Annotated in this window: 10 protein-coding genes and 2 pseudogenes; 5 read left to right on the top strand and 7 right to left on the bottom strand. The window is 71.1% G+C overall.

From position 1 onward, the window contains the following. The first annotated feature begins 8 nt into the window (after positions 1-8). The 3 genes from ABZ396_RS31845 (at position 9) to ABZ396_RS31835 (ending at position 2,750) form a co-directional block, all read left to right on the top strand. Positions 9-869: an ABC transporter ATP-binding protein gene (locus tag ABZ396_RS31845; RefSeq protein WP_358918556.1), complete on the top strand. Its 861-nt coding sequence runs from the start codon at positions 9-11 to the stop codon at positions 867-869. After that, a complete protein-coding gene (locus tag ABZ396_RS31840; RefSeq protein ID WP_358918558.1) occupies positions 866-2,401 on the top strand; it encodes an ABC transporter permease in 1,536 nt (511 codons plus the stop codon). Before ABZ396_RS31845 ends, ABZ396_RS31840 begins: the two co-directional genes overlap by 4 nt. A gap of 82 nt (positions 2,402-2,483) precedes the next feature. Further along, the gene (locus ABZ396_RS31835) at positions 2,484-2,750 is read left to right on the top strand and encodes a hypothetical protein (RefSeq protein ID WP_358918560.1); all 267 of its coding nucleotides are present in this window, start codon (positions 2,484-2,486) and stop codon (positions 2,748-2,750) included. A gap of 40 nt (positions 2,751-2,790) precedes the next feature. Here ABZ396_RS31835 and mshD read toward each other — a convergent pair whose 3' ends face one another. After that, a complete protein-coding gene (mshD, locus tag ABZ396_RS31830) occupies positions 2,791-3,720 on the bottom strand; it encodes a mycothiol synthase (RefSeq protein WP_358918562.1) in 930 nt (309 codons plus the stop codon). A gap of 168 nt (positions 3,721-3,888) precedes the next feature. Here mshD and ABZ396_RS31825 point away from each other — a divergent pair. After that, positions 3,889-4,735, top strand: a pseudogene (locus tag ABZ396_RS31825) (bifunctional metallophosphatase/5'-nucleotidase). Between the two features lie 723 nt (positions 4,736-5,458). After that, the gene (locus tag ABZ396_RS31820) at positions 5,459-7,246 is read left to right on the top strand and encodes an ABC transporter ATP-binding protein (RefSeq protein WP_358918564.1); all 1,788 of its coding nucleotides are present in this window, start codon (positions 5,459-5,461) and stop codon (positions 7,244-7,246) included. 154 nt (positions 7,247-7,400) lie between these two features. Here the strand turns inward: ABZ396_RS31820 and ABZ396_RS31815 are convergent, their stop codons facing one another. From ABZ396_RS31815 to ABZ396_RS31790, 6 genes and pseudogenes are all read right to left on the bottom strand, one after another. Beyond that, complete coding sequence (locus ABZ396_RS31815; protein WP_358918566.1) at positions 7,401-8,135, bottom strand: PH domain-containing protein; 735 nt, start codon at positions 8,133-8,135, stop codon at positions 7,401-7,403. 84 nt (positions 8,136-8,219) lie between these two features. After that, positions 8,220-8,330 (bottom strand): annotated as a pseudogene (locus ABZ396_RS31810) (pectin esterase); the annotation flags it as partial. Between the two features lie 292 nt (positions 8,331-8,622). After that, the gene (locus ABZ396_RS31805) at positions 8,623-9,345 is read right to left on the bottom strand and encodes an alpha/beta hydrolase (protein WP_358918568.1); all 723 of its coding nucleotides are present in this window, start codon (positions 9,343-9,345) and stop codon (positions 8,623-8,625) included. Between the two features lie 246 nt (positions 9,346-9,591). Continuing rightward, a complete protein-coding gene (locus tag ABZ396_RS31800) occupies positions 9,592-11,052 on the bottom strand; it encodes a HAMP domain-containing sensor histidine kinase (RefSeq protein ID WP_358918570.1) in 1,461 nt (486 codons plus the stop codon). Beyond that, positions 11,049-11,783, bottom strand: a complete 735-nt coding sequence (locus ABZ396_RS31795; RefSeq protein WP_358918572.1) for a response regulator transcription factor — start codon at positions 11,781-11,783, stop codon at positions 11,049-11,051. The genes ABZ396_RS31800 and ABZ396_RS31795 overlap by 4 nt, the downstream gene beginning before the upstream one ends. A gap of 103 nt (positions 11,784-11,886) precedes the next feature. Beyond that, complete coding sequence (locus tag ABZ396_RS31790; protein WP_358918574.1) at positions 11,887-12,159, bottom strand: hypothetical protein; 273 nt, start codon at positions 12,157-12,159, stop codon at positions 11,887-11,889. Positions 12,160-12,176: the final 17 nt, after the last annotated feature.

The following is a 12,176-nucleotide window of genomic DNA, read 5'->3' as shown; positions in this document are numbered from 1 at the left end:
AGATCGAGTTGACCACCACTGTCTCCGCCGCAGGCCTCACCGTGCGCTACGGCGGAACCCAGGCCCTGGACGGCGTCTCCCTGCGTCTGAGGGACGGCGTGACGGGCCTGCTGGGCCCGAACGGCGCCGGAAAGACGACCCTGCTGAAGGTCCTGGCCACGGCCGTACCGCCTGACACCGGCAGCTTCACGGTCCGTGGCGAGGACCCGTCGACCCCGGCGGGCCGCCTGGCCGTCCGCCGCACGCTCGGCTACCTCCCCCAGACCCCCGGATTCCACCCGGACTTCACGGCCTTCGAGTTCGTCGAATACGTGGCCGTCCTCAAGGAACTGACCGGCCGCACCGAACGCCACCGCGAGGTACGGCGCGTCCTGGACCAGGTCGGGCTCGCGGACGTACGCGGCAAGCGCATCAAGCGGCTGTCCGGCGGCATGCGCCAGCGGGTCGCCCTGGCCGCGGCCCTCGTCGGCGACCCCGGCTTCCTGGTCCTGGACGAACCGACCGTGCATCTGGACCCCGAACAGCGCATGCGGTTCCGGGAGTTGGTCGCGGAGGCGGGGGAGGGCCGCACTGTGCTGCTCTCCACCCACCAGACCGAGGACGTGGCGATGCTCTGCCATCACGTGATCGTCCTGGCGGGCGGCCGCGTCCGCTTCGACGGCACGCCCGCCGAGCTGACGGCGCGGGCGGAGGGCCGGGTGTGGAGCAGTACGGAACGCACCCCGGGCGCCCGGGCGGCCTGGCGCACCGGCACCGGCACCTACCGCAACGTGGGCGACCCGCCGGCCGGCGCCGACCTGCTCGAACCGACCCTGGAGGACGGCTACCTGCTGGTCCTCGACGAGGAGACCACGGAGATGGCGGCATGACGACGACGCCTGTGAGACCGGAGGCGCCTGTGGAGCGCGGTCGTGACCGCCGTACCGCATCCGTCCTGGCCCTGGCGGCCTTCGAGGCCCGCCAACTGGCCCTCCAGATCCCGACAGTGTTCTTCGGCCTCCTCTATCTCGCCTACGCCGGCTACGAGTTGTTCGGCCGGAACGAGGGCATGGACGCCTACCCGGTCCTCCACGACACGGACCGGGCCACCCAGGGCGGCCCCGTGCTGCTCTGCATCGCCCTGCTGGTGTGCGTCAACCGGGCCGCCCTGCTGAACCGGCGGCGCGGACTGGAGGAGCAGTTCTCGGTGCTGGTCATGACCGCGCCGCGCCGCACGCTGGCACATGCCCTGTCGGTGGTGCCGTTCGCCGCCGGGGTGGCCCTGGTGGTGGGCGTCCAGTTCACCTGGGCGGCGCTGCGGCCGGGCGCGGTGGGCCACGGCTCGCTCGCCGAACTGGCCGTCGCCCCGCTGACGGTGCTGCTCTCCGGGGTGGTCGGCGTCCTGCTGGCCCGCGCCCTGCCGAATCCGGCGGCCCCGCTGCTGTTCGTGGTCGCCCTCGTGGTCGTCTTCAGCCTCGTCGGCGGTGTCACGGGCGGCGCGCACGGCGTCCAGTGGCTCTGGCCGACGGTGCTGGAGAACGGCGGCACGCCGGTCCCGGGCGAGTTGCTGGGCCGCCCGGCCGGCTGGCACGCGCTGTACCTCGCGGGGCTGACGGTGCTGGTGGCGGGCATCGCGGTGCTGGTGGCGGGCGGGCGGACGCGCACGCTGAAGGCGGTGACGGCCCTCGCCCTGGCCGCGACGGTCGCCGGTGCGGCCGGCCAGACCCCGGGCGAGTCCGCAGCGTTGCGGGCCGCGCGCAAGGCCGAGGCGGACAGCCCGCAGAAGTTCCAGGTGTGCGTCGAGCGCGACGGCTCCCGCTACTGCGCGTACCCCGACTGGAAGGGCTGGACCGCCGACTGGGCGGGAGTGGTCCACCGGGTGCGGTCCGAGGCGGGCGGCGAGGCGGCCACGACCCGCCTCACGATCCGCCAGCGCATCGAGCAGATCACCGACCTGACGACGGACGCCACCCTGCCCACCAGTTCGAGCCGGGGCACGGTGACGGTCGGCACCCAGTGGGGCGGCAACCGGGTCCCCGAGTTCGCGGTCGGGGTCGCCAGGGTCCTGGTGGCGGGCAGCGAGCAGTCCTCGACGGAGATGTGCGACGCCCGCGTGGTCACGACGATGTGGCTGGCCCTCGCCACGGACCCCACCCCGGAGTCCACCTTCCGCCACCTCCGCATCGACGACACCCTCGCCGGCTCGGGCCAGGTCCTCACCCCGGAGGGCGGCAGCATGGGGGTCTCGGCCCACCAGACCCAGGTCGTACGAGAGCTGCTCCGGGAACCGCACGACACCGTCACGGCCCGGGTGAAGGCCCACTGGGCAGAACTGACCTCGGCGCGGACGACAACGGCGGAGGCGGCCCGGCTGCTGGGCGTGACGGCGCCGAAGGGAGCGGACGACTGCGGGACGGGGTGACGGGGACGGAGACCGCCGGTTCCGGGCCGACCGCGTCATGATGGGGGCTGAGCCTCGCCGCCGGTAGCCCGAGGAGCTGCGCATGGACAACCCCTTCCGCGACGGCGGCCCGCTCGAACGCGCCGCTCCCTGGCTCTCGGCCGCCGTGGTCCTGCTCCTCGCCGCAGCCACGGTCGCCGGCGGTGCCGCACCCCTCGTCAAGGTGCTCGCCCTGGTCACCGCCGCCGCCATCGTCGGCGGGTCGGCCCGTCTGATCATCCGCAGGAGGTCTACGTCCCGCCGCACCCGGGCCGGCGACGGAGCGGGCAACGGCGCGGAAGGCACCGTGCCGGCCCCCGACCGTCGTTAGATCGCCGGACTACCGGACCACTCTCGTCCTGTCCGGCCCCTCACGTCTCCGTCCGGTACATCAGGTCCGTCTCGTGGGTCACGAAGCCCAGGCGTTCGTACACCGCCACCGCCGCCGTGTTGTCGGCGTCGACGTAGAGCATCGCCGTCGGCAGGCCCAGGCCGGCCAGGTGGCGCAGGCCGATGGTGGTGAGGGACTTGCCGAGGCCGCCGCCCTGGGCGGCCGGGGAGACGCCGAGGACGTAGACCTCGCCCAGGCGCTCCTGTTCGTGGACCTTGGTCCAGTGGAAGCCGATGAGTTCGCCCGCGCGTTCGGCGAGGAAGAAGCCGGCCGGGTCGAACCAGGGCTGCGACTTGCGGTCGTCCAGGTCGCGCTGGGTGAGGGAGCCCTGTTCGGGGTGGTGGGCGAAGGCGGCCGCATTCAGGGCGAGCCAGCCCGTGTCGTCCTTGCCGGGGACGAAGGCGCGGACCGTGACGCCCTCGGGCAGCCTCGGGTCCGGCAGGTCCAGGTCCGTCAACGTGCGGCGCATCTGGCGCAGTTCGCGGAACAGGGTGAGGCCCAGGACCTGGGCGAGGTGGCGGGCCGCCGAGTGACCGCCGTGGGCCCAGACGCGCAGCCGCTTGCCGGAGGCCGCGAGGAGGGCGGAGCCGAGGGCGCGGCCGTGGCCGTGGCCCCGGTGGGCGGGGTGGACGACGAGTTCGGCGGCGGGCGCCTCCACCGGGTCGGTGTCCTCCAGTTGGGCGTAGCCCACGAGTTCGTCGCCGACGCTGAGGAGCAGATGGGAGACGCCGTCGCGGGGGCCGCCACGGATCTGGATACGGCCCTGCTCGGACACCGGCTGCCGGCCGTCGGCCCGGACCGCCTCCGCCAGCAGTCCCAGCACAGCCTCGGCCTGATCCGGGGTGAGCGCGGAGTAGGTGTCGATGGAGCGGGAGTACATGGGCGGCCGTGCGGTGTCGTCGCTGGTCATGCGTACGAGGGTACGGGTCCGGGCGGACAAAGTGGGGGCAGGGGCGAAGGTAAAGGAAAGGTCAAACGGGAACCCGGATTTAACCATGAACCCCCTGTTGTGCTACGCGCGTTGACCCTAGCCTGCGCCGGACCGGGCCACTTCTCAGCAGACCCACAGGGGGGTTCCATGGCAGCGAAGTCCAGACCGACCGGACGCCGTACGTACGCGCTGCTCGCGGCCGCCGCCGGGCTCGCCACCGCCGCCGCTCTGGCCGCCGCGCTGCCCGCCGACGCGCACTCCGACCGGGGGCACGGGCACCACCCCGGCCGCAACCAGGACGTCCAGCTCCTCTCCTTCAACGACCTGCACGGCAACCTCGAACCGCCGTCCGGATCGTCGGGCTGGGTGACCGAACTGGAGGCCGACGGGACGACCAGGACCATCGACGCCGGCGGGGTGGAGTACCTCGCCACGCATCTGCGGCAGGCCCGCGAGGGGCACCCGTACTCCGTCACCGCCGCCGGCGGCGACATGGTCGGCGCCTCCCCGCTGACCTCCGGGCTCTTCCACGACGAGCCCACCATCGAGGCGCTCAACAAGCTCGACATGGACGTGACGACGGTCGGCAACCACGAGTTCGACGAGGGCGCCAGGGAACTCGCCCGCCTGCAGCAGGTCATCCAGGTGCTCAAGGAGCAGGTGAGCGGCGGCAACGCGGCCGCCCCGAAGATCCTCCAGCCGTCGAAGGGGGCTCACCTACACCCTGGACCTGACGAAGGCGGGCGCGGACCGTGTCGTCACCGACTCCGTCAAGCTGAACGGCACCGCCATCGACCCGGCCGCCACCTACCGCGTCGCCACCAACTCCTTCCTCGCGGGCGGCGGCGACGGCTTCAGCACGCTGGGCCAGGGCACCGGCGATGTCGTCGGCACCGACGACCTGTCGGCCCTGGCGGAGTACCTGACGGCCAACTCCTCGGCCACCGGCCCGATCGCGCCTCCGGCCGCGGACCGGATCACGATCGTGCAGTAGTCACCCCAGAGCAGCCCTCGGGCCGGTGTGCGCATCCGCGCGCACCGGGCCCGTTCTGTTTTATAAAACCTGTGTGAGAGGTGTTTGGTTCCGCGTTTCTCGTGAAAATTATCCTCAGCAGCAATTCATCGAGGTCTTACTGAAAATGGCTTTCTTCGGCTCGCGGGTCACGTAATGTTTTCCATGTCGAAAGCGAACGGCGCGGACGGCAGAACGAAATGGATCGAAGGAGAAGGTCATGAGCTTCCACAAGATCGTCCCGGTGAAGAAGGCCGACAAGCCCGCTCCGAAGCCGGCGCCGAAGAAGAAGGCTCCGAAGAACTCCCAGCCCAAGCGCCCTGTGGGTCACCGGTAAACACCGGTAAGCCGCACGTAAACACAGGCTGAGTCCAGTTTGAGAATCAGAGAGGAAACCACCATGAGCTTCCGTAAGGTCGCCCCCGTCAAGAAGGCCCACAAGCCCGCTCCGGCCCCGAAGAAGCCCGCGCCGAAGAAGCCGGCGTCGAGGCGTCGCCCGGTCGGCGACCAGCGCTGACAGGGAATTCACAGAAGTAATTCAAATCAATTCACAGGTAATTTCAAGAGGAACTGTTCCTCACTGCCGGCCTGATCCAGACGGCCCCCCTGGCGAGGCGGGGTCACCGGTTGAGCGTGATCGCACCGGTGGCCCCGCCTCCGCCATGCCCGCACCCCACCCGATACCTCTGAAGGGAGTTGTCGACCATGAGAGAAGCCCGTGTGGCCTTCCGCCGCTTCTGGCCGCTGACCCGCGGCGACCGCAAGTGGCTCGGCGCGATCATCGCCTGCGTGGTGGTGTCCGCGCTCGCCGAGACCGCCGCCATCCTGCTCTTCGCCGACCTCACCGACAACGCCCTCAAGGCCGGTTCGCTGTCCGCCTTCTGGGGCCCGGCCGGCGCCTGGCTGGGCGTCGCCGCACTCGGCGCGCTCGTCGGCTACTTCGGGAACTCACTGGCCACCTGGACCGCCGAGAGATTCGTCCTGCGGCTGCGCGCCAAGGTCTTCCGGCACATCCAGGACCTGCCCCCGCACTTCTTCCAGCGGCACCGCCAGGGCGACCTGGTGGAACGCCTCACCGGTGACGTCGAGGCCATCGAGCAGATGGTCGTGTCAGGCGTCGTCGGCACCGTCGCCGCCGCCTTCTCCGCCGTCTTCTACGCGGCCGCCGCCTGCTGGCTGCGCTGGGACCTGGCCCTGGCCACCTTCGTCCTCGCGCCCCTGTTCCTGTTCGCCGCCCGACGCTTCTCCGGCCGTATCAAGACGGCCTCCCAGGACGAACGGGTCGCCGACGGCGCGATCACCTCCGTGGTGGAGGAGGCCCTCCGGAACGTCGTCCTCACCCAGGCCTACAACCGCCGCCGGGACGAGGAGAAGCGCCTCGACGTCGAGGCCCGCGCCTGGATGCGGGCGAGCGTGCGCGGCGCGCGGCTCAGCGAGATGTACGCGCAGTTCGTCGAGGTCGTCGAGACGCTCTGCGTCCTCTCAGTGATCGGCCTGGGCGTCTGGGAGATCTCCGCCGGCCGGATGACCCTCGGCCAGCTGCTCGCCTTCGCCGCCTTCCTCGGCTACCTCTACCCGCCGATCCGCAACCTCGGCCAGCTCGGCCTCACCCTCACCGCCGCGACCGCCGGCGCGGAGCGCATCGGCGAGATCCTGGACGCCGAACCCGCCGTCACCGACGCCGCCCAACCGGTCGGCCCCTGGCCGGTGCGCGGCTGGGTCAGCTTCCACAACGTCTCCTTCCGCTACCCCGAATCGCGCCGCGCCTCTCTCCGCGACGTCTGCCTCACGGCTGCCCCCGGCGAACTGGTCCTCATCACCGGCGCGAGCGGCGCCGGCAAATCCACCCTCTCCAAGCTCCTCACCCGCTTCTACGACCCCTCGGCCGGCGTGATCTGCCTGGACGGCGTCCCGCTCACCGACGTACCCCTGGAGTTCCTCCGCGAGAACGTGGCCCTGCTCCCGCAGCAGACGCTGATCCTCAACGGCACGGTCCGCGACAACATCGAGTGCGGCAGGCCGGGCGCCACGGACGGCGAGATCGAGCAGGCGGCCCGGGACGCCGCCGCCCACGCCTTCATCACCACGCTCCCCGAGGGCTACGACACCCACATCGCCCCCGGCACGGCCGCCCTCTCCGGCGGTCAGCTGCAACGGATCGCCATCGCCCGCGCGATGCTGCGCGCCGCCCCGGTCCTCGTCCTCGACGAGCCGACGGCGGGCCTCGACGCGATCGCCGCCCGCCAGGTGGTGGCCCCACTGCGCAAGCTCATGGCGGGCCGTACGACCGTCATGATCACGCACGACCTCACCCTCGCCCCCGACGCCGACCGCATCCTGGTCGTCGACCGCGGCCGCCTGGTCGAGTCCGGCACACATCCCGAACTGCTCGCCCGCAACGGCGCGTACGCCGGCCTGGCCCACCCCCTCCCGGAGGCGATCGCGGCGGAACCGGCGCCGGTGCCGGACGAGACGATGATCCTCAGGTGGTAGCGGCGCTCCTGAGCGCGTATCCCGTCAGCCGCGGTTCGCCGCGGCTCTCCAGTTTCCGCCGCACGTACATGATGTCCAGCTGTCCAGCATGGTCAGATCCAGGGCCCGGCCCCCGCGGTGCACGCTCCGGGCCCGCGGTCCGGTTGCTGTGACGTCAGTGGGGCTGCCGGGTCAGGGAGCGTGGCGGCCGGGCGCTCCAGTACCACTGGAGTAGGAGGCTGAGGACGACGCCCGAGGCCAGCGGCACGGAGACGATCAGCAGGAGGGGATCGGCCGCCCACCCTACGGTCAGCAGCGTCAGGGGCCCCACGATCATCAACACCATCATCGCCATGGCCCCGAGCACCCCCCATGCCCACGCCTTGCGCCGCACGGCCCCCCGCAGGATCCGCTCCTCGACGTCCGGGCGCCGCTCCCAGTCGAGGCTGCGCTGCGGGGCGGCGGCGAGGCACAGCTCCGAGACCTCGGCGTAGGGGTCGGCCAACTGCCGGTCGTCCAGGTGCGGAAGCAGGAAGCGGCGGCCGTTGAAGTCGTACAGGTAGCTGAGCCACTGGGGGTCGCCCGGCCTGGACCCGCGCGGACCCTGCTCGACCCGGATGTCGTACAACTCGGACCAGGCCCAGGTGCGGGTCCGTACCGGTCCCCGCGCGGTGATCCCGGCCGCCGTGACCCTGGTGTAGGCCCGGTACTGCGCCAGCAGGGTCCGCCCCAGTCCCACGACGATCAGCAGCGAGAGGACGACCGACCACCACCAGTCCCTGCCGCCGTCCCGACCGTCGAGGACGGTTCGGAAGAGGGCGTTTGCCAGTATCGCCCCCAGGAAGAGCACCTCCGCCGCGGGCAGCCTCCGCCGCTTCCGGTACTCCCGGTCGAGTCCACCCTCGTCCATGTCCCGGACCCCTCCCCAAACGCACCGAACGGGTGCGCGACTGGGGAGAGCGTAAGCCGCCTCGCTGTGGTCCTCGACGGCAGGTCAGGAGGCGGACGGCGTCCAGTCCCCGAGCCAGTCGACGACCTCCTGCTGGGCCGCCTGGGCGTCGGTGAGGTGCGGTCGGTCGGAACTCGCGGAACCGGAACCCGCCCCGTGTTCTACTGCGTTTCTTCGAAGGTGGCACCTTGGAGTTGCCGTGGGAGCGGGGAGGGTTGCCGCTAAGGGTTGAAGTCGACGGATTCCGGTCCGCGGGGACGGCCATCCGGTTACGTCAATCCGGAGACGCGCCGCCCCGACCGGCCGGTACCGCCGATGGGCGGTGCCGCCGCGATCGGCGGTTGTGTATCCGCCGGCCGCCGTCATCGAGGTGGGCCGGGCCTGTCCTCGATGAGCGGCGGCCTGGCCGGCAGCGCCTACCGTCTGCTGCCGGCCTGACGGTCCGGCCTCACTTCAGGTGCCGGCCGAAGAACCGGCCCCCGTCCTCCACCTCGAACCACGGGGTGCCGGTGTGCCCGCCCGGATTGGCGTGCAGCGTCTTCTCCTTGCTGCCGAATGCGTCGAACAGGTCCAGGGCCCGCTGCCGGGGGTTCCCTTCGTCGTCCCACTGCAGCAGGAGCAGCAGCGGAACGGTGACCTGCCGGGCCTCCTCGCGCTGGGCGAGGGGCACGTAACCCCCGGCGAAGAAGCCGGCGGCGGCGATGCGCGGGTCGACCGCCGCCAGCCCAATGCCGAGGGCCATCCACCCGGAGTACCCGACCCGGTCGCCGATTTCGGGCAACTCAAGGAGGGCGTCCAGGGTGGTCCGCCACTCCGGGACCGCGTTTTCGACCAGCGGGCCGATGAAGGACTCGAAGATCTCGTCGACCGGCTCGCCGGCCTGCATCGCCCGGCGGATGTCGGCGCGGGCCTGCTCGTCGGCGGCGGAACGGGGCCGGTCACCGCACCCGGCGGCGTCGATGGTGGCCACCGCGTAGCCGCGCGCCGCGGTGTACCGGGCCCGGGCCACCAGCCGGGGTTCCGTCTTGGGCAGGCCGTTGTTGTGGGCCATCAGGATCAGCGGGGCCGGTGTGGCGGATTCAGGCGTCCACAGGGTGCCGGGGATCTCGCCGAGGGTGAATTCGCGCTCGAGGACGCCGTCGTCGAGGCGCTGTTCGGAAGTGAATTGCATGGTCGTGCCTTTCGGGAGTGCGCTTGAACGGCGCTCCCGGACGACCTAGCGCCCGACCGTGACCCCGGAGGGGAGCACCCATGTCGATACTGCGTTCACAGGTACCACCTCCTCGTTCTCTCGCACGGCCTCCGGAAAAGTAGCAGTGGTCGCCGTCGTCCGCCAACGGATTTTCGCGGAGGCCCCGTGGCCGGATGCCACGGAGCCACTCGCCCAAAGGCCGCCCGAAGCTTGGATTCGAGCCGCCTACGGTGCCTCTGGAGGAGCAACGGGCGCGCCCGGCAGCCGTACCGTCGCCACCGTGCCGCCGCCGTTCGCGCGGGCCAGAGTCACCTCGCCGCCGACTTCCTGCACCGTGCGGGCCACGATGGACAGGCCCAGGCCTGAGCCCGGCAGGGCCCTCGCGCTCGGGGAGCGCCAGAAGCGGTCGAAGACGTGCGGGAGTTCCTCCTCCGGGATGCCGGGACCATGGTCGCGGACCGTGAGGACGCCTTCGTCCAGGGCGACCTCGATCGTGCCGCCCTCCGGGCTGAACTTCACCGCGTTGTCCAGGACGTTGACGATCGCCCGCTCCAGGGCGGAGGGCTCCGCGCGCACGAACCACGGCTGGACATCCGCGTTGATGGTCAGCTCCGGGCCGCGCAGACGGGCCCGGCGCAGGGCCGCCTCGACCGTGTCCTGGAGGGCGACCACCTGCACGCGTTCGCCGCGCTGGCCCTCCGAGCGGGACAGCTCCTGGAGATCGCCGATCAGCGACGCCAGCTCCGTCATCTGCGCCTTCACGGAGTCGAGCAGCGCCTTGCGGTCGGCCGGGGGGATGGGGCGGCCCGTCTCCTCGCTTCGGGTGAGGAGTTCGATGTTCGTCCGCAAGGAGGTCAACGGCGTACGGAGTTCATGACCCGCGTCCGCGATGAGTTGCTGTTGCAGCTCGCGGGAGCTGGCGAGGGACGTGGTCATGCTGTTGAAGGAGCGGGAGAGACGGGCAATCTCGTCGTCCGCCTCGTTCTCCACCGGGATCCGGATGGTCAGGTCTTCGGTGCGGGCGACGTGTTCCACGGCTTCGGTGAGTTTGTCGACAGGGCGAAGACCGGCGCGGGCGACCGCGAGCCCGGCGGCTCCGGCGCCGATGACTCCTACGCCGGAGACGAGGAGGAGCAGCAGGGCCAGTTCATTGAGGGTCGACTGGGTGCCGTTGAGGGGGACAGCGACCATCAGAGCGGTGTTCTTGACCATCGCCTTGCTGGCGAAGTCACCGGTGTTGACGATGGCGGCAGTGGTGAGGATGCGTACCGGGTTGCCGTCCTGGTCGGTGCCGTTGCGCAGAATCCCTTTGCTGGGGTCCGGGTTCGACGCATACGACTTGTCGCTTGCGCCGACCTTCACCAGGGCTGCGGAATTGTTCATGAGACAGGCCGTCCCGTCGGACTTGACCAGCTGGGCGTAGCCCTTGAAACGCGGGCCGAAGCCGTAGCCCGTCGTCGGCGTCTGGGGACAGGTCTCCAGCGTCGACTGCACCTGCGAGTACGGCATCTGCCGGGGGGAGCTCGTCGTCAGGTCGTTGTTGATCTCGCCGTACAGCTTCCCCTGCACAATGAACCAGCAAGTCACCGACACCGCCGCCACCGCGAACGCCACCGCGGCCGCGACCAGTATCGACAGGCGGGCGCGGATCGGGAGGGTGCGGAAGCGGCGGGCGAGCTTGTTCACTCGGCGCCGCCCTGGCGCATGACGTACCCGACCCCGCGCACGGTGTGGACGAGGCGCGGTTCGCCGCCGGCCTCGGTCTTGCGGCGGAGGTACATGACGTACACGTCGAGGGAGTTCGAGGAGGGCTCGAAGTCGAAGCCCCAGACGGCCTTGAGGATCTGCTCGCGGGTGAGGACCTGGCGCGGGTGGGCCATGAACATCTCCAGGAGCGTGAACTCGGTGCGGGTCAGCTCCACCTGGCGGCCGGCCCGCGTGACCTCGCGTGTCGCCAGGTCCATGCGCAGGTCGGCGAAGGTCAGTGCCTCGTCCTCCTGGCCCCCGTCGCCCACCGTGCCCGCGTAGGAGCTGCGGCGCAGCAGCGCGCGGATGCGGGCGAAGAGTTCGTCGAGTTCGAACGGCTTGACCAGGTAGTCGTCGGCCCCCGCGTCCAGTCCCGTGACCCGGTCACCGACCGTGTCGCGGGCCGTCAGCATGAGGATCGGGGTCGTGTCGCCGGCCCCGCGGATGCGGCGGGCCGCGGTCATGCCGTCCATCCGGGGCATCTGGATGTCGAGGACGATCAGGTCCGGCTTGTAGGCCGTGGCCTTCTCCAGCGCGTCCGCCCCGTCGACCGCGACCTCGGTCTCGTACCCGTCGAAGGCGAGGCTGCGCTGGAGGGCTTCGCGTACGGCCGGTTCGTCGTCGACGATCAGGATGCGCTGGGGGTCACGGTCGCCTTCGGCGGGGCTCATCGCTCGCGGTTCCTCGGGTTGCGGTGGTCGTGGTCGGGGTCGCTTCTCAGCCTCGCATGTTTCGGGGCTGTCGGGTGAGCACGCTGGTGGGCCGGGCGGCGGATCAGCCGCGTACCAGCGTCATACGGCTCAGCGGCACCTTGCGCTGGTGCGTGCGGGCCGCGGAGGTGCGCAGGCCCATCAGCTGCGGGGCCGGCGCTACCTCCGGGGCGCGCTGGGCCGGGGCCACCGGCGCAGCGGTCGGTGCGTGCAGTTCGTACGCCACGGCGAGGGCCAGGCTGATACCGGCCGGACCGTCGGCGGCCGTCGGGTGCGAAACCTTCGAGACCTTCGAGACCTGCGAGACCTGCGAGACCTGCGAGATCTGCTTGTTCATGACGTACTCCCTAACTC

It is taken from the genome of Streptomyces sp. NPDC005866, from assembly GCF_040629895.1.
GTDB lineage: Bacteria > Actinomycetota > Actinomycetes > Streptomycetales > Streptomycetaceae > Streptomyces.
The sequence above is the reverse complement of the archived record's forward strand: the minus strand, read 5'-3'. Positions and strand labels throughout refer to the sequence as shown.

Bases quoted from the DNA above. Each gene is read 5' to 3' on its own strand.
- ABZ396_RS31840 (WP_358918558.1), top strand. From the start codon at position 866: ATGACGACGACGCCTGTGAGACCGGAGGCGCCTGTGGAGCGCGGTCGT.
- ABZ396_RS31835 (WP_358918560.1), top strand. From the start codon at position 2,484: ATGGACAACCCCTTCCGCGACGGCGGCCCGCTCGAACGCGCCGCTCCC.
- mshD (WP_358918562.1), bottom strand. From the start codon at position 3,720: ATGACCAGCGACGACACCGCACGGCCGCCCATGTACTCCCGCTCCATC.
- ABZ396_RS31820 (WP_358918564.1), top strand. From the start codon at position 5,459: ATGAGAGAAGCCCGTGTGGCCTTCCGCCGCTTCTGGCCGCTGACCCGC.
- ABZ396_RS31815 (WP_358918566.1), bottom strand. From the start codon at position 8,135: ATGGACGAGGGTGGACTCGACCGGGAGTACCGGAAGCGGCGGAGGCTG.
- ABZ396_RS31805 (WP_358918568.1), bottom strand. From the start codon at position 9,345: ATGCAATTCACTTCCGAACAGCGCCTCGACGACGGCGTCCTCGAGCGC.
- ABZ396_RS31795 (WP_358918572.1), bottom strand. From the start codon at position 11,783: ATGAGCCCCGCCGAAGGCGACCGTGACCCCCAGCGCATCCTGATCGTC.
- ABZ396_RS31790 (WP_358918574.1), bottom strand. From the start codon at position 12,159: ATGAACAAGCAGATCTCGCAGGTCTCGCAGGTCTCGCAGGTCTCGAAG.